The organism is Pelagibius litoralis, from assembly GCF_011683915.1.
Lineage (GTDB): Bacteria > Pseudomonadota > Alphaproteobacteria > Kiloniellales > Kiloniellaceae > Pelagibius > Pelagibius litoralis.
The window spans coordinates 74,456-91,593 of the sequence record NZ_JAAQPH010000024.1 but is presented as its reverse complement, the minus strand read 5'-3'; the positions used below and the strand labels follow the sequence as shown (position 1 = coordinate 91,593).

16 protein-coding genes are annotated in these 17,138 nt (G+C 66.4%); 7 read left to right on the top strand and 9 right to left on the bottom strand.

What is annotated here, in order from left to right:
* Positions 1-226: 226 nt before the first annotated feature.
* Positions 227-913, top strand: a complete 687-nt coding sequence (locus tag HBA54_RS23995; RefSeq protein WP_167229527.1) for a cysteine hydrolase family protein — start codon at positions 227-229, stop codon at positions 911-913.
* 133 nt (positions 914-1,046) lie between these two features.
* On the opposite strand, the gene HBA54_RS23990 is transcribed toward HBA54_RS23995, so the two are convergent.
* The 5 genes from HBA54_RS23990 to petA form a co-directional block, all read right to left on the bottom strand.
* Complete coding sequence (locus HBA54_RS23990) at positions 1,047-1,934, bottom strand: VOC family protein (RefSeq protein ID WP_167229524.1); 888 nt, start codon at positions 1,932-1,934, stop codon at positions 1,047-1,049.
* A 43-nt stretch (positions 1,935-1,977) separates the two neighbouring features.
* Positions 1,978-2,865: an S-methyl-5'-thioadenosine phosphorylase gene (locus HBA54_RS23985; protein ID WP_167229521.1), complete on the bottom strand. Its 888-nt coding sequence runs from the start codon at positions 2,863-2,865 to the stop codon at positions 1,978-1,980.
* Positions 2,866-3,043: 178 nt separating this feature from the next.
* A complete protein-coding gene (locus HBA54_RS23980; protein WP_205944880.1) occupies positions 3,044-3,823 on the bottom strand; it encodes a cytochrome c1 in 780 nt (259 codons plus the stop codon).
* Positions 3,823-5,085: a cytochrome b gene (locus HBA54_RS23975; RefSeq protein WP_167229518.1), complete on the bottom strand. Its 1,263-nt coding sequence runs from the start codon at positions 5,083-5,085 to the stop codon at positions 3,823-3,825. The genes HBA54_RS23980 and HBA54_RS23975 overlap by 1 nt, the downstream gene beginning before the upstream one ends.
* 14 nt (positions 5,086-5,099) lie before the next feature.
* On the bottom strand, positions 5,100-5,648 hold the full coding sequence (gene petA, locus HBA54_RS23970; protein ID WP_167229515.1) for a ubiquinol-cytochrome c reductase iron-sulfur subunit: 549 nt from the start codon (positions 5,646-5,648) through the stop codon (positions 5,100-5,102).
* A 291-nt stretch (positions 5,649-5,939) separates the two neighbouring features.
* Between petA and HBA54_RS23965 the strand changes: the two genes are divergently transcribed.
* Complete coding sequence (locus tag HBA54_RS23965) at positions 5,940-6,398, top strand: tRNA (cytidine(34)-2'-O)-methyltransferase (RefSeq protein ID WP_167229551.1); 459 nt, start codon at positions 5,940-5,942, stop codon at positions 6,396-6,398.
* A gap of 32 nt (positions 6,399-6,430) precedes the next feature.
* Positions 6,431-7,306 (top strand): oxygen-dependent coproporphyrinogen oxidase, encoded by an 876-nt coding sequence (gene hemF, locus HBA54_RS23960; protein WP_167229512.1) that lies wholly within the window; start codon positions 6,431-6,433, stop codon positions 7,304-7,306.
* A gap of 11 nt (positions 7,307-7,317) precedes the next feature.
* Here the strand turns inward: hemF and HBA54_RS23955 are convergent, their stop codons facing one another.
* Genes HBA54_RS23955 through HBA54_RS23940 form a run of 4 tightly spaced genes read right to left on the bottom strand, consistent with a single transcriptional unit; the run spans position 7,318 to position 10,080 of the window.
* The gene (locus HBA54_RS23955; protein ID WP_167229510.1) at positions 7,318-8,598 is read right to left on the bottom strand and encodes a CCA tRNA nucleotidyltransferase; all 1,281 of its coding nucleotides are present in this window, start codon (positions 8,596-8,598) and stop codon (positions 7,318-7,320) included.
* A 38-nt stretch (positions 8,599-8,636) separates the two neighbouring features.
* Positions 8,637-8,924 (bottom strand): hypothetical protein, encoded by a 288-nt coding sequence (locus HBA54_RS23950; protein WP_167229506.1) that lies wholly within the window; start codon positions 8,922-8,924, stop codon positions 8,637-8,639.
* Complete coding sequence (locus tag HBA54_RS23945) at positions 8,921-9,571, bottom strand: CoA pyrophosphatase (RefSeq protein ID WP_205944879.1); 651 nt, start codon at positions 9,569-9,571, stop codon at positions 8,921-8,923. Before HBA54_RS23945 ends, HBA54_RS23950 begins: the two co-directional genes overlap by 4 nt.
* Positions 9,568-10,080, bottom strand: coding sequence for a DUF1285 domain-containing protein (locus HBA54_RS23940; protein ID WP_167229503.1), 513 nt, complete (start codon positions 10,078-10,080; stop codon positions 9,568-9,570). Before HBA54_RS23940 ends, HBA54_RS23945 begins: the two co-directional genes overlap by 4 nt.
* A 103-nt stretch (positions 10,081-10,183) precedes the next feature.
* Here HBA54_RS23940 and HBA54_RS23935 point away from each other — a divergent pair, with 103 nt between their 5' ends.
* From HBA54_RS23935 to HBA54_RS23920, 4 genes are all read left to right on the top strand, one after another.
* Positions 10,184-11,194 (top strand): AAA family ATPase, encoded by a 1,011-nt coding sequence (locus HBA54_RS23935; protein WP_437126252.1) that lies wholly within the window; start codon positions 10,184-10,186, stop codon positions 11,192-11,194.
* 63 nt (positions 11,195-11,257) lie between these two features.
* Complete coding sequence (locus tag HBA54_RS23930) at positions 11,258-12,133, top strand: DUF58 domain-containing protein (RefSeq protein ID WP_167229500.1); 876 nt, start codon at positions 11,258-11,260, stop codon at positions 12,131-12,133.
* A gap of 55 nt (positions 12,134-12,188) precedes the next feature.
* Positions 12,189-15,017, top strand: a complete 2,829-nt coding sequence (locus HBA54_RS23925; RefSeq protein WP_167229497.1) for a DUF4159 domain-containing protein — start codon at positions 12,189-12,191, stop codon at positions 15,015-15,017.
* Positions 15,014-17,098 carry a hypothetical protein gene (locus tag HBA54_RS23920; RefSeq protein ID WP_167229495.1) on the top strand — a complete coding sequence of 695 codons (2,085 nt, stop codon included), beginning with the start codon at positions 15,014-15,016 and terminating at the stop codon, positions 17,096-17,098. The genes HBA54_RS23925 and HBA54_RS23920 overlap by 4 nt, the downstream gene beginning before the upstream one ends.
* Positions 17,099-17,138 lie beyond the last annotated feature (40 nt).

The following is a 17,138-nucleotide window of genomic DNA, read 5'->3' as shown; positions in this document are numbered from 1 at the left end:
AAAACGCTATTGTGGTGGCGCACGGTGTTGTTCCTTTCTCGTGTCCCAGGACGTCGCCAAACGCTTGGACACCAGTAGAATCAACACCGTGCGCTCAGTCCACCAAATCTAAACCGGACACCAGTGGATCAAGTCCGAGGGTGACAGGTGGGGTTTGAGGGTGACGGGTGGGTCCGGGCGGAACGGCATTGACTCGGAACCATCCGGCGGTGCTATACCGCTGGCGATGACTTCCCCCACCGACAGCGCTGCGACCACCGCCGACGGTCCCCTTGGCCGCGAGCGGCCACTGGTTCCGGCGCGCGCGGCCCTGCTGGTCGTTGACGTGCAGAACTTCTGCACGCGGCGCGACGGCGGCGAGTTCAAAGGCCTCAGCGAGGCCGAGATCGAAAGCGGCTACGCCTATTACTTCGGGCAGGTGGAGAAGGCCGCGCTGCCGAACATGCAGAGGCTGCTGGCGGCCTGCCGCGGGGCCGGGATCGAGGTGCTCTATACGACCATCGAGAGCCTGACGCAGGACGGGCGCGACCGCAGCCTGGACTACAAGATCTCCGGCTTCAACATTCCCAGGGGCTCCTGGGACGCCAAGGTGGTCGAGGAGGTCGCGCCGCTCGGCGATGAAATGGTGTTCGCGAAAACCGCTTCGTCGGTCTTCGTCGCGACCAACATCGACTACGTGCTGCGCAACCTGGGCGTCGAACAGCTGGCGATCTGCGGCCTCAGAACCGATCACTGCGTCGAAAGCGCCATCCGCAACGCCTGCGACCTCGGCTATCTGGTCACCCAGGTCACCGACGCCTGCACCACCTTCACCCAGGACCGCCACGACGCCTCGCTGCGGGCCGTCAAAGGCTATTGCCGGCAGGTCACGACCGACGCCCTGCTGGCCGAACTGGGCGAAGAGAGACCCTAGATCGGATCATGTTTTGACGGAACCACTTCGTGGTTGCGCCAAAACATGTGAATCCGATCGCTATCAAACAGTTAGAGCAGATTCACCCGGTCGATGGATCGCCTCCGGCGATTCCATCCGAACGGGATCTGCTCTAAGCCGCCTCGGCGAATTCCAGCAGCACGCCGCAGGCCGCCGCCGGGGGCAGGCGCAGGACCTGTTTGCCGTCCCAGTGGACCGGCAGGCCGGCATGTTCCAGCAGGGTGGCGGTGCGCGCCAGGTCCTCAACGGCAATCCTGAGGGCGGCCAGCCAGGGGGTCGGCGGGCGCGGTGCGCCGGCCAGGCCGGGATGCAGCTGCCCCAGCATTTCAGAGGTGGTGAAGCGCAGCCAGGTGCCGTCGCAGTCGACCTCCACCACCCCGTCGCCGGCCCGCACGCGGTCGAAACCGAAGAGTTCGGCATAGGGTATCGCCAGGGCGGAGGGGTCTTTCACCACCGACGTCATGGCGATCAGCCCGGTCGCCCCGTTGGCGTGCTCGGTCCAGGCCTTCTGCCACACCAGCTCCGGCGTCAGGTGCTGGCAGACGAAGGCCGAGGTGCCCGGCGTCGCCTCCGGCGGCAGGTGCAGCAGCTTGAAGCGCGGCCAGACCTCCCCCTCCGGGTCTTCCAGGATGCGTTTCAGGTCGCGCATGTCGCCGGGCTGGATGCCGGCGCGGTGCAGCGCCCGGGCCGCCAGGCCGACGTCGTCGCTGGCAAAGGCCAGCCCCAGCAGGCCCTCGCGGGATTCGAGAAAGCGGTTCAGGTTGTTGGTGAACTGGCTGGAATCGATGATGCCCAGCAGCTCGATATAGTCGTTGGGAAACATCACGCAGTAATTGGCGGTCCCCCAGCCGATGTGGCGCCCGCGCGGCGACAGGGTAAAGCCCAGGCGCTGATAGGTGTCGTAGGCCGCTTCAAGGCCGCGGACCCCGACCAGGACATGATCGATGCCGCGAATCGGCCGCGCCGCCTCGACACCGCTTTCGGTGACCACCAGCTTCATCGGCTGCGCACCCTCCCTTCCAACAGGCTTTCCAGCCTTCTCGTCAGCCGCCCAGAACCCGACCCGCGACGGCATCCAAACGGGCCATGACGACAGGATCGCGCGCGCCCGCCTGAGTGATCACCGCCGCGTCCAGGGCCCGGTGACAGCCCCTGTCGCAGATATCGCGGCGCCCGCTCAGCTTCGGGACGACCTGCTTGATCAGTGCCCTTGCCTTGTCGGCATTGCCGAGCAGGGTCTGGACCACCTGATCGACCGTAACGTCGTCATGCCCCTCGTGCCAGCAGTCATAGTCGGTCACCATGGCCACCGTCGCGTAGCAAATTTCGGCCTCGCGGGCGAGTTTGGCCTCCGGCATGTTGGTCATGCCGATGACATCGCAGCCCCAGGAACGGTAAAGCTCGGATTCGGCGCGGGTCGAGAACTGCGGGCCCTCCATCACCATGTAGGTGCCGCCGCGCCGGCACGGCAGGGACAGTTCGCCGGCCGCCGCGGCCAGGTGATCGCCCAGCCGCCCGCAGACCGGATCGGCAACCGAGACATGGGCCACCATGCCCGGCCCGAAAAAGCTTTTCTGCCGTGCGAAGGTGCGGTCGATGAACTGGTCGACCAGCACGAAATGCCCGGGCGGCAGGTCTTCGCGCAGGGAACCGACGGCGCTCAAAGAAAGGATTTCCGTCACGCCTGCGCGCTTCATCGCGTCGATGTTGGCGCGAAAATTCAGATCGCTGGGCGACAGCTTGTGGCCGCGGCCATGGCGCGGCAGGAAAACCAGACGCTGCCCGTCCAACTCGCCGAACAACAGGGCGTCGGAGGGCTCGCCGAAGGAAGAGGTCATCTTGCGCCACTCGGCGTTCTTCAGGCCGTCGATTTCATAGATGCCGCTGCCGCCGATAATGCCGATCACCGGCACCGAGCCCGGTTCTGCCATGGGATACCCCTTTCTCGTAACGCCTCTTGCGCCTGCCGTCTCTGCACAGACTACCGGTCCCCCTGTACCGGACCGGGCAGGACTTGCCAAGGACAAGGCGGGGTTCCGCCCAAAGCAAAAGGCCGCCCCGGTTATCGCCGGGGCGGCCTTTGATGCAGTCTAAGCGTTGAGCGGCGCTCTAGTGAACGTCGGCCCAGACCTTGCGCTTGGCGGCATAGAGCACGCCGCAGAAGACCAGCAGGAAGATCAGCACCTTGATGCCCATGCCCTTGCGCTCTTCCAGTTTCGGCTCCGCCGTCCACATGAAGAAGTGGGCCAGGTCGGTCGCCATCTGGTCGACCGTCGCCGGCGTACCGTCGGCGTATTCCACCGCGTCCTCGAACAAGGGCGCCGCCATGGCGATCTGGTGGCCGGGGAAGTAGGCGTTGTAGTTCGAACCCTCGGCCAGCTCAAAGTCCGCCGGCGGATCGACATAGCCGATCATCAGGGCATGAAGGTAGTTCGGACCGTCCGCCCGGGCCTTGGCCATCAGCGAAAGATCAGGCGGTATGGCGCCGCCGTTGGCGAAGGCCGCTGCCTGTGGATTGGGAAAGGGCGCCGGGAAGTAGTCGGACGGGCGGCCTTCCCGCTCGAACATCTCGCCCTCATCGTTAGGCCCGTCGACAACGGAAACCTCGGCCGCCATGGCCTTGATCTCGTCCTCGGAATAGCCGAGGTCGGCCAGATTGCGGAAGGCGATGTAGTCCAGGCTATGACAGCCCGAGCAGACCTCGCGGTAGACCTGCAGACCGCGCTGCAACGAGGCCCGGTCATAGGTGCCGAACATGCCCTCGAACGACCATTCCAGCTGCGGCAGTGCGATGGCCTCGCCCGCCGCCTTGGCGCTGTTGGTGTTGAACAGCGCCCCGGTGGAAACGGCGGCAAGGGCCGCGAACCCAAAAATCAGTCCCTTGCGCATCAGGCTTTCTCCATCGGCTTGGCTGGGGCCCCGGCCATAGAACCGCCGCCGCCCTTTAACACCGGCTCGCTGATCGAGGTCGGCAAAGGTTTAGGTGTCTCGAACACCGAGAGCAGCGGCAGAATGACCAGGAAATGGATGAAGTAGTAAGCGGTCGCGACCTGCGCGATCCGCAGCCAGGCGCCCTCGGCCGGCTGCGATCCGGCATAACCCAGCACCACCGCGTCGACCATGAACAGCACGAAGAAGAGGCGGAAGAGCGGCCGGAAGCGGCCACTGCGGACCGGCGAACGGTCGAGCCAGGGCAGGACGAAGAGGATGGCGATGGAGCCGAACATGGCAATCACGCCCATCAGCTTGTCCGGGATCGACCGCAGGATCGCGTAGAACGGCAGGAAGTACCACTCAGGCACGATATGCGCCGGGGTCGAAAGCGGGTTGGCCGGAATGTAGTTGTCCGGATGGCCCATGTAGTTCGGCGCGTAGAACACCACCGCCGCCAGCACCAGCAGGAAGACCCCCAGACCGAAGGCATCCTTCACCGTGTAGTAGGGATGGAAGGGGATGCTGTCCTGCGGACCCTTGGTATCGATGCCGATCGGATTGTTGGAGCCGAAGCGGTGCAGTGCCCAGATGTGCAGGATCACCACGCCGACGATGATGAAGGGCATCAGATAGTGCAGCGCGAAGAAGCGGTTGAGCGTGGGATTATCGACCGTGAAGCCGCCCCACAGCCAGACCACGATCTGCTCGCCGAAGATCGGCACGGCGGAGAACAGGTTGGTGATCACCTTGGCGCCCCAGAAGGACATCTGGCCCCAGGGCAGCACATAGCCCATGAAGGCGGTGGCCATCATCAACAGCAGGATGACGACGCCCAGCATCCACAGCAGCTCGCGCGGCGCCTTGTAGGAACCGTAATAGAGGCCGCGGAAGATATGGATATAGACCACGATGAAGAAGAACGAGCCGCCGTTCATGTGGATGTAGCGAATCAGCCAGCCGTAGTTCACGTCGCGCATGATGCGCTCGACCGATTCGAAGGCGTAGTCGACATGCGCCGTATACTGCATCGCCAGCAGAATGCCGGTCAGGATCATGATCACCAGGGTGATGCCGGCCAGGGACCCGAAGTTCCAGAGGTAGCTGAGGTTCCTGGGCGAGGGGTAGCCCGACCCGACGGAGTGATCGAGGAAGGAGAAGATCGGCATGCGATGCTCGACCCACTTGATCACGGCGTTATTGCTTTGAAATCCGCTCATTTTTCTGTTCTCCCCTAGCCGATCACGATGGTCGTGTCGGTGGTGAACTCATAGGGCGGCACCGGCAGGTTCAGTGGGGCCGGGCCCTTGCGGATACGTCCTGATGTGTCGTAGTGGGAGCCGTGGCAGGGGCAGAACCAGCCGCCGAACTCGCCGCGATTCTGTCCTGTCTTCTGGCCCAGGGGAACGCAGCCCAGATGGGTGCAGACGCCGATTACGACCAGCCATTCGGTCTTCTGAACCCGCGCCTCATCGGTTTCGGCGTCCGGCAGGTCGTCCAGGGCCACCGCTTCGGCCTCGGAAATCTGATCTGCCGTACGATGATCGATGAAGACCGGGTTGCCGCGCCAGGTGACCGTGATGCGCTGGCCCTCGACCACCGGCCCCAGATCGACCTCGGTCGACGCCAGGGCCAGAACCTCGGCCGATGGATTCATCGACGCGATCAACGGCCAGACAACGGCGCCGGCGCCGACGGCGCCCATGGCGCCAGCGGCCAGGTATAAGAAGTCGCGACGTGTGTCGCCCGATCCGGCTTGTGCGGCTGCGGCGGTATCTGCCATACGATTTCCCCTAAGATCCCTCTTGTGGAACTGAGTCCCTACTTTGGAACTTCGACATTCAAAGGCTGCTTCAAAGCGATCCGATGACCTATAGGATCGTAATGAACAAAACCTTATCTTGCAGGGGGACATCAGACATGTGGCAAGCTGCCGCAGCGAACACCCCCGTCGCTCCGTTATGGAGGTCGATATAGAGTAATTTCCTTGGGAACGCAAAGCCCCTAAACAGAGCCTTGCTGCCGAAGACTCGCCAAATTGTCGAACCACCGAAAGCTGCAATTCCACCCCAACATGCGCCTTGCCCTGTTCCAGCCCGACATTCCCCAGAATACCGGCGCGCTGATTCGCCTCGCCGCCTGCCTTGATGTGCCTCTGGACATCATCGAGCCCTGCGGATTCCTAATCGACGACAAGCGCCTGCGCCGCGCCGGGCTGGATTACCACGCCCAGGCCCGGATGCAGCGCCACAGCTCCTGGGCGGTCTATCAGAGTCAGCTAAAGGGCCGCTTGCTGCTCTTGACGACCCGGGGCAGCGCGCCTTACACCGGGTTTTCCTTTCACAAGGACGACAATCTGCTGATGGGCCGCGAGTCCGCCGGCGTGCCCGACGACGTACACGCGGCCGCCGAAGCGCGGCTGTTGATCCCGGTGAGCGCCGATTGCCGCTCCCTGAACGTAGCGCTGGCGGCGGCCATGGTGCTTGGCGAGGGCCTGCGCCAGACGGCGCTGTTTCCTGGAAGATCTGACTGAACGACCCGAATAATGGACAAGGCAAGGCGCCGATGACCGATCAAACCCCCGACCAAACCGAAGAGCGGAAAACCCGCGCCCAGGCCTGGTTCAAGGACCTGCGCGACCAGATCTGCGCCGCTTTCGAGGCCCTGGAGGACCAGATCGAAGGGGTCAATGCGGAGCGCGTCGCCGATATCGCCCCCGGCCGATTCGAACGCAAGGCCTGGGATCGCCCGGATGGCGGCGGCGGCGTCATGGCCCTGATGCGCGGACGGGTGTTCGAAAAAGTCGGCGTGAACATTTCGACCGTCCACGGCCAGTTCTCCCCCGACTTCGCCAAACAGATACCCGGGGCCGAGGAAGATGCCTCCTTCTGGGCCAGCGGCATCTCGCTGGTCGCCCACCTGCGCTCACCCCTGGTTCCCGCCGTCCACATGAACACCCGCCATATCGTGACCACCAAAAGCTGGTTCGGCGGCGGCAGCGATCTCAACCCGATGGTCCCCGACGACCGCGACACGGCCGATTTTCACGCCGCCTTCAAGGCCGCCTGCGACCGCCACGACGCGGATTACTATCCGCGCTTCAAAAAGTGGTGCGACGAATACTTCTTCATTCCCCACCGGGGCGAAGCGCGCGGCGTCGGCGGCATCTTCTACGACTACATCGACAGCGGCGACTGGGAGGCCGACTTCGCCTTCACCCAGGACGTCGGCCGCGCCTTTCTGGAAATCTACCCGGCGCTGGTGGGCCGCCACATGGCCGAACCCTGGACCGAGGAACAGCGCCGCCACCAGCTGTTCCGCCGGGGGCGCTACGCCGAATTCAACCTGCTCTACGACCGCGGCACCAAGTTCGGCCTGCAGACCGGCGGCAACGTCGAGGCCATTCTCATGAGCCTGCCCCCCGAAGCCGCCTGGCCCTAATTCGCCACGCCCTAACTCACCTCAGCATGGCGGCGGTGCAGTTCAGCCAGACAGGCGGCCCGGTCCGGGGCGAAATCGGCAGCGGTCCACCAGTCTTCAACCTGGCGCAGCAGACCGCCGACCTGCGGCCCGGCGGGAATGCCGAGCGCCAGGACATCGCTGCCGCTTAAAGGAAAGGTTCGGGGCCGCCAGGCGGCCACTTCGGCCAGCGCCGACTGCAAAACCTCTGAAGACGCCTGCCGGCGGGCCGTCTGCATCAGCAGATCGTCCTTCACGCAGGCCGCGCCGTGGCGGTAGAGCGCACCGCGCAGCGCCGCACGGATGGCTGGGCGTTCGGCCAGGGGATCAAGCGCCAGCCGGGCCTGTTCCAGGTCCTGGGCGGGTGCCGCAAGCCGGCGCAGGGTCTCGCTGTCGATACCGGAGAGGCGCAGGCGGCGCGCGACAGCCACGGCGGCGTCGCGGTCAGGCGGCAGGAGGGCGGCCAGCCGCAGTATCGGTTCCGCCGATCCGGTCGAATCGACGGCAATCGAATCGATCGCCAAAAGGCGGCTGAGAACGTCCAAATCCACTATTTCCGGCAAGAAAGCGTCCAGAATGGCGTGATCTTTCATCACCCATAACACGGGCAGGGGATCCTCGGCCGCCAGCAGTTTCAGGAACTCCTGACGCAACCGCTCCCCCGACAGGGTCTTCAACTGCGGCGCCAGGGCGCTCATCACCGCCAAAACGCCCTCTTCCGGCGGAATCCGCCCGTAGTGGGCCTGAAAACGGAAGAAACGCAGCAGGCGCAGATAGTCTTCCTGGATTCGCGCTTTTGCATCGCCGACAAAACGCACCCGCCCGGCCTCCAGGTCCGCGCGCCCGTCGAAAGGATCGAAGAGCTGGCCCTCGGCTGTGCAGGACAGGGCATTGAAGGTCAGATCGCGGCGTGAGGCATCGGCCAGCCAGTCGTCGGTAAAAGCCACCTTGGCCCGACGGCCGTCGGTTTCCAGGTCCTCCCGCAGGGTGGTGATCTCAAAGGGCTTATGCCCCGCCACCGCCGTCACCGTGCCGTGGTCCAGGCCGGTCGGCACCACCTTGATACCGGCGTCGCGCAGCAGGGCCATGACCACCACCGGTTCATCCGGTGTGGCGATATCGACGTCCTTGACCGGGCGCCCCGCCAGGGCGTCACGCACGCAGCCGCCGACGAAGCGGACCTCACTGCCGCCCGCCGCCAGCGCCGCCATGACCCGCCGGGATTCCGGCGCGATCATCCAGTCCTGAAGTTCAAGCCGCTGCGGCTGAAACATCGTCGAAAGCCCCCCAGGCGATTGGCCATCAGCCGGGATCACTCCGCCGGATGGCTCGGCACCACTTCGCCATCGACGAAGGCCGGCGGCAAGAGTTTCGTACCCGGCGGTACGCCGCGGTCGGCGCCCAGCAAAAGCAAGGAGGCCGCGCTGAAGCAGACGCCGAGCGCCAGCAGCACGACCCAGGGGGTCGCCTCCCGGCCCGGGGGCACCCGACCGTCCGGCCCCGCCGCGGCCTGTCGGCGCCGGGCGAACCAGACAGCCAGGCCGTAGACCAGGAAGGGTGCCAGAAGCGGCAGAATCGCAAGGAAAAATACCCGGGTCATGAGGTCACCAGATCACGGTCGCGCAGGACCTCGGCGAGGTTGGAGATCATCCCGGCCGTCGCCCCCCAGATGAAATAGTCGCCGTAGGGATAGGCATAGAAAAAGCGTGTCTTGCCGTGAAACACCCGGCTGTGGGTCTGCCGGTTGGCCGCGTCGAGGAAAAACGTCAGGGGCACCTCGAAGATCTCGTCCACCTCCCCTGCCTCGGGCTGCAGCGACAGCGGCGGGGCGACCAGGCCGATGACCGGAATGACGCAGTAGCCGGTTCTGATGACATAGGTATCGAGACGGCCGATCAGGCGCACCCGGTCCCGGGTCAGTCCCACTTCCTCTTCGGCTTCGCGCAGGGCCGCGTCCTCGGCATCGCTGTCACCGGGATCGACACGTCCGCCGGGGAAACTGATCTGCCCGGGATGGTCCGGCAATTCCTCGCTGCGCCGGGTCAGCAGCACGCTCAAGCGGTCGCCGTAGTCGATAATCGGCACCAGCACGGCAGCATCGCGCAGCGGGCCCGCCGGGTCATAGAGATCGGGATTGAGGTCGTGATCGCCGCGCGGCACCGTCAGCGCCGCAGCCGACTCCGGCGCCGCGCGTTGCGAAGGCTCCGGCAGTTCGGCCAGTCGGTCCAGAAGGTCGTCAGCTCTCACGCCGCATTCCCTATCACGAAAAACACACCATCACTCCAGACTCCGAGCCCGTCCGCAGTCTCCGGGGCCGGGACCGCCAGTTCGGCCAGCTCATAATAGACCGGGCGCAGAATTCTTGCCTCCAGCGCGTCCCTGACCAGGATATAGGGACTCGGCCCGGCGCTTGCACGGCTTTCGGCGACCCTCAAGGGGTGGGCGGCCCCTGCCGCCACCCATTCGTCGAGATTGGTGCGGAAGCTCAGGCGCTGGTCCTCGCCGCTGCCCCTCACGGAAAGTTCAACGGCCACAAAAGGCACATCCTCCACCGTAATGCGCCCTTTTTCCACCGGGGTCTGCAGCCAGTAGGCCCCTTCGTCGTCGCGGCGCAGGACCGTGGCGAAAAGCTTCACCAGGGGCTTGCGGGCGATTTCGGCGCCTTCATGGAACCAGGTTCCGTCCCGGGCGATGCGGATGTCGAATTCTCCACCGGACGGCAAATCAGGAAGCCCTGGCGACTGGTCAGCGGACATCGAAAGCCTTATCTTCTCTAGTTAACGGACGAGCGGTCGGTTTTGCCCTGCCAACAGGCGGCAACCGGCCAGGCCCCACTTCACAGTCGGGAGATGCTGCCACGTGACAACGACCCCCACCCAACACGCCGACGATGCCGCCGGGCTGGCCGAACAGATCGAAGACCTGGGCGACAAGCTGGCGCTTGTACGCGAAAGCATCGGCCAGGTCATTTTCGGCCAACAAGAGGTCGTGGATCAAACCATTATCACGCTTCTGGCGGGTGGCCACGCCCTGCTGATCGGCGTGCCCGGGCTGGCCAAGACCCGCCTTGTCGAGACGCTCGGCACGGTTTTCGGGCTGGAAGACAAACGTGTGCAGTGCACACCGGACCTGATGCCGGCGGATATTCTGGGATCCGAGGTGCTGGAAGAGAGCGAATCGGGGCGCCGGTCCTTCCGCTTCATTCCCGGCCCGGTGTTCGGCCAGCTGCTGATGGCCGACGAAATCAACCGCGCCAGTCCGCGCACCCAGTCGGCCCTGCTGCAGGCCATGCAGGAGCACCGGGTTACGGTGGCCGGCAAGCCACACGACCTGCCCGCGCCCTTCCATGTGCTGGCGACCCAGAACCCCCTGGAGCAGGAAGGCACCTATCCTCTGCCCGAGGCGCAGCTCGACCGTTTCCTGCTGGAAATCGACGTCGGCTACCCGGAACTGGAGGCCGAGCGGCGCATGCTGATCGAGACCACCGGCCCGAACCAGATGAACGCCAAGGCCGTCATGGATGCCGAGCAGCTTATGGCCGTGCAGCGCCTGGTGCGCCGGGTACCGGTGGGCGAAAGCGTCGTTGAGGCGATTCTCGCCATCGTGCGCAACGGGCGGCCGGAAACCACCGCGCTGGAAGAGGTCCGCAGCCAAGTTGCCTGGGGCCCCGGCCCCCGCGCCAGCCAGGCCCTGATGCTGGCGGTCCGCGCCCGGGCCCTGATCGACGGGCGTCTCGCCCCCTCGATCGACGATGTGGTCGCCCTCGCCCACCCGGTCCTGAAACACCGCATGGCACTGAGCTTTGCCGCGCGCGCCGACGGCGTGACGCTGGACCACATCATCGCGCATCTGACGGCCCCCTATGCCTGAGCGGCGGCGCCGGGTCTTGGACGCAAAACAGGTAGAGGCAGCACGCGGGGTTTATAGCGCCCTATGACGACAACCCTACCGCTTCGGCACCGCGCCGAGCAGCTGGCGGCCAGCCTGCCGCCGCTTCTGGTCGCGGCCGAACGCGTCGCCTCCACCGTTGCCCAGGGCGTGCACGGGCGGCGGCGCGTGGGACAGGGGGAAACCTTCTGGCAGTTCCGGCACTACGACATGGGCGACCAGCCGCAGTCGATCGACTGGCGCCAGTCGGCCAAGTCGGACATGGTCTTTGTCCGGGAGATGGAATGGGAGGCCGCACAATCGGTGTGGATATGGCGCGACACCTCCGCATCCATGTCCTGGTCTTCCGACCGCAATCACCAATCCAAGCGTGAGCGCGCCGACCTGCTGACCCTGGCCTTGTCGGTTCTGCTGATGCGCGGCGGCGAACATGTGGCCCTGCTGGGCAGCGGCCTGCGGCCCTCCAACAGCCGGGCAAACCTCTCGCAGACCGCGGTACTGCTGGAAAGCGAGAACCAGGCCGACGAGGAACTGCCGCAGACGCTGCCGCTGCCGCGCAGCGCCCAGATCGTTCTGATCGGCGATTTCCTCGCGCCCCTGCCGGATATCGACCGGACGCTGCGCTACTACGGGGAAAGCGGCGTTCGCGGCACCATTCTGCAGGTGCTCGACCCGGCGGAGGAAAGCCTGCCCTATGACGGACGGGTGAACTTCGAGGGCCTTGAGGAAGAGGCGCCCTGGCTGGTTTCACGGGTCGAATCCGTGCGCGGCGACTACGCAAAGCGCCTGCAGGACCAGCGCGACGGTTTGCGCGACATTACCCGGGCGCTGGGCTGGGGTTGCGATTTCCATCGCAGCGACCAACCGCCCCAGGCAGCCCTGCTGCGGCTCTACACCACCCTGTCCCAGGTTTTGGCATGACGGGTTCTGGCATGAACGGCGCACAGCACGGGCGGCGCAGCCTGAGGCCGGCGCCATGATCAATCTCGGCCTGCTCGCCTTCGCGCATCCCTGGCTGCTGCTGGCCCTGATCGGGCTTCCGGTGCTCTGGCTGCTGCTGCGCTTGACACCGCCGGCGCCGCGCCGCGTCGCCTTTCCCGCCATCCGCCTGCTGGCCGGCCTGCGGGTTCCGGAGGAAACCCCGGCGCGCACCCCCTGGTGGCTGCTGCTGCTGCGCCTGATGATCGCCGCGCTGGTCATCCTGGGGCTCGCCCAGCCGTTGTTGAATCCGGCGGCACAGCTTTCCGGCAGCGGCCCGATGATCATGGTGATCGACGACGGCTGGTCGGCGGCGCGCTTCTGGCAGGCGCGCCAGGTGATCGGCGGGAAGCTGCTGGCCCAGGCCGAGCGGGAGGGCCGCGCCGCGGTGATCCTGACGACCGCGCGCGACGCCCAGGGCGAACCGGCCGCCACCACCGGCCTGCTGCCCGCCGCAGAGGCGCAACGCATCCTGCAGGGCCTGCGCCCGAAACCCTGGCCCAACGACCGGGCGACGGTGCTCGAAACGCTGGGGGATCTGGAGATTGACGGTTCGGCCCATGTGGTCTGGCTGTCCGATGGTCTGGGCGACGCCGACAGCGCCGCCCTGGCCACCGCCCTGCAACGGCTGGGCCGCCTGCATATCCTGCGCGAGGAAGGCAGCGCCCTGGCCCATCTCGCCCTGGCGCCGGATACCGAGGGTGTCGATCTCGTCGCCCGCGCCCTGCGTGCCGACGCCGGCGGGCCCGGCCGGGCCGAGGCCCTGGCCCTGGGGGCCGACGGGCGCATCCTGGCCAAGGCGCCCTTGCTCTTCGCCCCCGGCGAAGCGGAGGCCCGGGCCCTGCTCGACCTGCCGACGGAGATGCGCAACCGCATCGCCCGCATCGCCATCGAAGGCGAAGCGACCGCCGGGGCGGTGGTCCTGCTGGACGAACGCTGGCGCCGGCGGCCGGTCGGCCTGGTCGCGCCGGGATCGCAGCAGGAAGGCCAACCTCTGCTGAGCGAATCCTACTATCTGGAGCGGGCGCTGGAGCCTTTCACCGAACTGCGCCAGGGCAACGTCGAAGAACTGCTGCAACGCGACCTGGCGGTCCTCGTGCTGCCCGATGCGGTCAGCCTCAGCCCGCGCGAACGCGATGCGGTCGCCGCCTGGGTCGACCGTGGCGGCCTGCTGCTGCGGTTCGCCGGCCCGCACACGGTCTCGCAATCCAACAATGACCTGGCCAACAGCGCCCCGCCCAGCAGCGTAGCGGATGACCTGCTGCCGGTCCGGCTGCGCGGCGGCGACCGCATTCTCGGCGGGGCCCTGACCTGGGACACCCCGGCCCAGTTGGCGCCCTTCGCCAGCGACAGTCCCTTTGCCGAGATTGTCTTGCCGGAGGATGTCCTGATCCGCCGCCAGGTCCTGGCCGAACCTTCACTGGATCTGGCCGAAAAAACCTGGGCGAGGCTTGCCGACGGAACCCCGCTGGTGACCGCCGACCGGCGCGGCGGCGGCTGGCTGGTGCTGTTCCACACCACTGCCAACACCGACTGGTCGAACCTGCCGATCTCCGGGCTCTTCGTCGAGATGCTGCGGCGGGTAATGGCGGTCAGCCAGGGGATCAGCGGCGGCACGGGCGGCGAGGCCCTGCCGCCGATCGAGGTGATGGACGGCTTCGGCAGCCTGGGCGCGCCGCCCGCCACTGTCCTGGCGCTGGAGCCAGGAACCGGAGCGCCCGCAACCATCTCTCCGCAGCACCCGCCGGGCTACTACGGCAACGACAGCCTGCGTCAGGCCCACAACATGAGCAACAGCATTACCGCACTGGAACCGCTGAAGGAGCTGCCGGCCGGCGTTACCAGCGGGCTCTATCATGAAAGTCCGGAACAGGACCTGAAGCCCTGGCTGCTGGCCGCAGCGCTTATCCTGGCGCTGGCCGACCTGCTGATCTCCCTGCGGCTGCGCGGCCTGCTGCCGGTTCCGAGGAAGCGCGCCGCCGCCGCGGCGGGGGCCCTCATCGGGCCGCTTCTGCTGGCCGCGGCAGTCTACGGCTTTACCCCCCTGTCGCCGGCAGCGGCACAAAACAGTGAAAGCCTGGGCGCCGAGGGCCTGGCAACCGATGACGGGCGGGCCCTGGAAGCGACCCTCATGACCCGCCTCGCCTTTGTCGAGACGGGATCCAACGGGATCGACGAAATCAGCCGCGCCGGCCTGGCCGGACTGACCCGGGTGCTCGAACGGCGCACCTCGGTCGAAGCGGGCCCACCCCTCGGCGTGGTCCTCGGGCGCGACGACCTCTCGTTCTTTCCGCTCATCTACTGGCCGATCACCGACGAGCAGGCGGACCTGGATGCCGGCTCGATCGAACAGGTGAACAGCTATCTGGAAAACGGCGGCACCATCCTTTTCGATCTGCGCGAAGCGAGCAGCGGCATGCAGCTCTTCGGCGCCACCAGCCGTGGCACCCGCAACCTTCAGCGCCTGACGCGCGGCCTTTCGATCCCGGCGCTGGAGCCGGTGCCGACAGGCCATGTGCTGAGGAAGTCGTTTTATCTGATGGAGGATTTCCCCGGCCGTTTCGCCGGTGGGACGCTCTGGCTCGAAGCGCAGAGCGAAAACATCAATGACGGCGTCGCTTCGGTGCTGATCGGCAGCAACGACTGGGTCGGCGCCTGGGCCGTGAACCGCCTGGGCCGGCCGCTGAATGCGGTTGTTCCCGGCGGCCCGCGGCAGCGCGAGATGGCCTACCGCTTCGGCGTCAACCTGGTGATGTATGCCCTGACCGGCAACTACAAGGCCGACCAGGTGCACATTCCCTTCATCCTCGAGAGGCTCGGCCAATGAGCGCGCTTTCAGTCCAATGGGCGCCCTTGCTGCCCGGGACGATCCTGGCGGGCCTGGCCGTGGTGGCACTGCTGCTGCTTGCCCTCGCCCTTTGGCGTCGTGCCCCCGGGGTTTTCTGGCGCGGCCTTGCCTTCGGCGTCCTGCTGCTGGCGCTGGCCAATCCCGCGCTGATCGAGGAGCAACGCGATCCCCTGAGGGACGTGGTCTTCGTGGTTGCCGACGACAGCACCAGCCAGACCATCGACGAGCGCAGCGGACAGACCGATCTGGCCGTGGCCCACCTGCTCGAACAACTTGGCGAGCTGGGCGACACCGAAGTCCGCCTGATCCGTGCCGGCGACAACCGCGGCACCCAGGACAACAGAGGCACCCGGCTGTTCGGCCCTCTGCGTCAGGCCCTGGCCAAGGTGCCGCACCAGCGCATCGCCGGCATCTTTCTGGTGAGCGACGGACAGATCCACGATCTGCCGGAAACCGTCGAGAGCCTGGGTATCGAGGCACCGGTGCATCTGCTGTTGACCGGCGAGGAAGACGAGGGCGACCGGCGGCTGATGGTGACCCAGGCGCCGAGCTTCGGCATCGTCGGCGACCAGTTGAGCCTCACCCTGCGGGTCGACGATCTGATCAGCGGCGCCGCCGGCGGCAGCGGCCGCATCACGCTGCGCCAGAACGGTCAGGTAACGCAGAGCCTGGACGCGCCCATCGGCAGCGAACAGGAAATCGCATTCGAACTGAACCACCGCGGGCCCAGCGTTCTGGAAATCGAAGTCGCACCGGGCCCGGAAGAACTGACCCTCGCCAACAACCGGGCCGCCGTGGTGGTGAACGGGGTGCGCGACCGCCTGCGCGTTCTGCTGGTCTCCGGCGAGCCCCATGCCGGCGAGCGCGCCTGGCGCAACATCCTGAAATCCGATCCCTCCGTCGATCTGGTGCACTTCACCATTCTGCGCCCCCCGGAGAAGCAGGACGGCACGCCGATCCGCGAGCTCTCCCTGATTGCCTTTCCGACCCGCGAGCTCTTCGAGATAAAGCTCGACGAGTTCGACCTCATCATCTTCGACCGCTATCGCCGCCGCGGCGTTCTGCCCAGCATCTATCTGGAAAACGTCGCCGCCTACGTCGAAAAAGGCGGTGCCCTGCTGGAAGCCGTCGGCCCCACCTTCGCGACACCGTTGTCGCTCTATCGCACGCCGCTGGGGCGCGTGTTGCCGGGCGAGCCGACCGGCGCCATCTTCGAGAACGGCTTTCATCCGAAGGTGACCGATATCGGCCAGCGCCATCCGGTGACCGCCGGGCTGGACGGCGACCCGGGGAGCAGTGAGGAGGGCGCCCCGTCCTGGGGCCGCTGGTTCCGGCAGATCGACGCCGACCCCAGCAGCGGCGTGATCGTGATGGAGGGCATCTCGGAACGCCCCCTGCTGATTCTCGACCGCGTCGGCGAAGGGCGGGTCGCCCAGCTGATGAGCGATCACATGTGGCTCTGGTCGCGCGGCTTCGAGGGCGGCGGACCGCAGGCCGAATTGCTGCGCCGCATCTCGCACTGGCTGATGAAGGAACCGGACCTGGAAGAGGACGATCTGCGGGCCGAGGTCCGCGCCGGGCAGTTGCGGATTACCCGGCGCTCCCTGACCGAGGAGCTGCCGGAGGTCACCATTACCCTGCCGTCGGGCACCAAACGCAGCCTGCCGCTGACCCCGGAAGGCCCGGGCCGGGCAAACGCCCAACTCGCGGTCAGCGAAAACGGCCTCTATCAGATCACCGACGGCACCCTGACGACCCTGGCAGCGGCGGGGCCCCTGAACCCGCTGGAACTGCGCGACCCGCGCTCCACCGCCGCCCTGATCGATCCGCTGCTGCGCGAAAGCGGCGGCACCGCCCGCCGGCTGGCCGGCCAGGACCTGCCGGAGCTGCGCAAGGTGAGCGGCAGCCGCGACCGCTTCGGCCGCAACTGGCTCGGTATCAAAAGCGGTGGCGGCTATGTCGTGACAGGCGTGCTGCAGATCCCCCTGCTGCCCGCCTTGCTGGTGCTGTTCCTGGCCCTGGCCGCCGTGGTCCTTGCATGGCAGCGCGAAGGGCGCTAGAGCATGTTCCAACCAATTGGAGTCAATTTGATGGGCACTG

What these genes read in the sequence shown, in the direction of transcription:
- HBA54_RS23995 (WP_167229527.1), top strand. Translation starts at nt 227, where the DNA reads ATGACTTCCCCCACCGACAGCGCTGCGACCACCGCCGACGGTCCCCTT.
- HBA54_RS23990 (WP_167229524.1), bottom strand. Translation starts at nt 1,934, where the DNA reads ATGAAGCTGGTGGTCACCGAAAGCGGTGTCGAGGCGGCGCGGCCGATT.
- HBA54_RS23985 (WP_167229521.1), bottom strand. Translation starts at nt 2,865, where the DNA reads ATGGCAGAACCGGGCTCGGTGCCGGTGATCGGCATTATCGGCGGCAGC.
- HBA54_RS23980 (WP_205944880.1), bottom strand. Translation starts at nt 3,823, where the DNA reads ATGCGCAAGGGACTGATTTTTGGGTTCGCGGCCCTTGCCGCCGTTTCC.
- HBA54_RS23975 (WP_167229518.1), bottom strand. Translation starts at nt 5,085, where the DNA reads ATGAGCGGATTTCAAAGCAATAACGCCGTGATCAAGTGGGTCGAGCAT.
- petA (WP_167229515.1), bottom strand. Translation starts at nt 5,648, where the DNA reads ATGGCAGATACCGCCGCAGCCGCACAAGCCGGATCGGGCGACACACGT.
- HBA54_RS23965 (WP_167229551.1), top strand. Translation starts at nt 5,940, where the DNA reads ATGCGCCTTGCCCTGTTCCAGCCCGACATTCCCCAGAATACCGGCGCG.
- hemF (WP_167229512.1), top strand. Translation starts at nt 6,431, where the DNA reads ATGACCGATCAAACCCCCGACCAAACCGAAGAGCGGAAAACCCGCGCC.
- HBA54_RS23955 (WP_167229510.1), bottom strand. Translation starts at nt 8,598, where the DNA reads ATGTTTCAGCCGCAGCGGCTTGAACTTCAGGACTGGATGATCGCGCCG.
- HBA54_RS23950 (WP_167229506.1), bottom strand. Translation starts at nt 8,924, where the DNA reads ATGACCCGGGTATTTTTCCTTGCGATTCTGCCGCTTCTGGCACCCTTC.
- HBA54_RS23940 (WP_167229503.1), bottom strand. Translation starts at nt 10,080, where the DNA reads ATGTCCGCTGACCAGTCGCCAGGGCTTCCTGATTTGCCGTCCGGTGGA.
- HBA54_RS23930 (WP_167229500.1), top strand. Translation starts at nt 11,258, where the DNA reads ATGACGACAACCCTACCGCTTCGGCACCGCGCCGAGCAGCTGGCGGCC.
- HBA54_RS23925 (WP_167229497.1), top strand. Translation starts at nt 12,189, where the DNA reads ATGATCAATCTCGGCCTGCTCGCCTTCGCGCATCCCTGGCTGCTGCTG.
- HBA54_RS23920 (WP_167229495.1), top strand. Translation starts at nt 15,014, where the DNA reads ATGAGCGCGCTTTCAGTCCAATGGGCGCCCTTGCTGCCCGGGACGATC.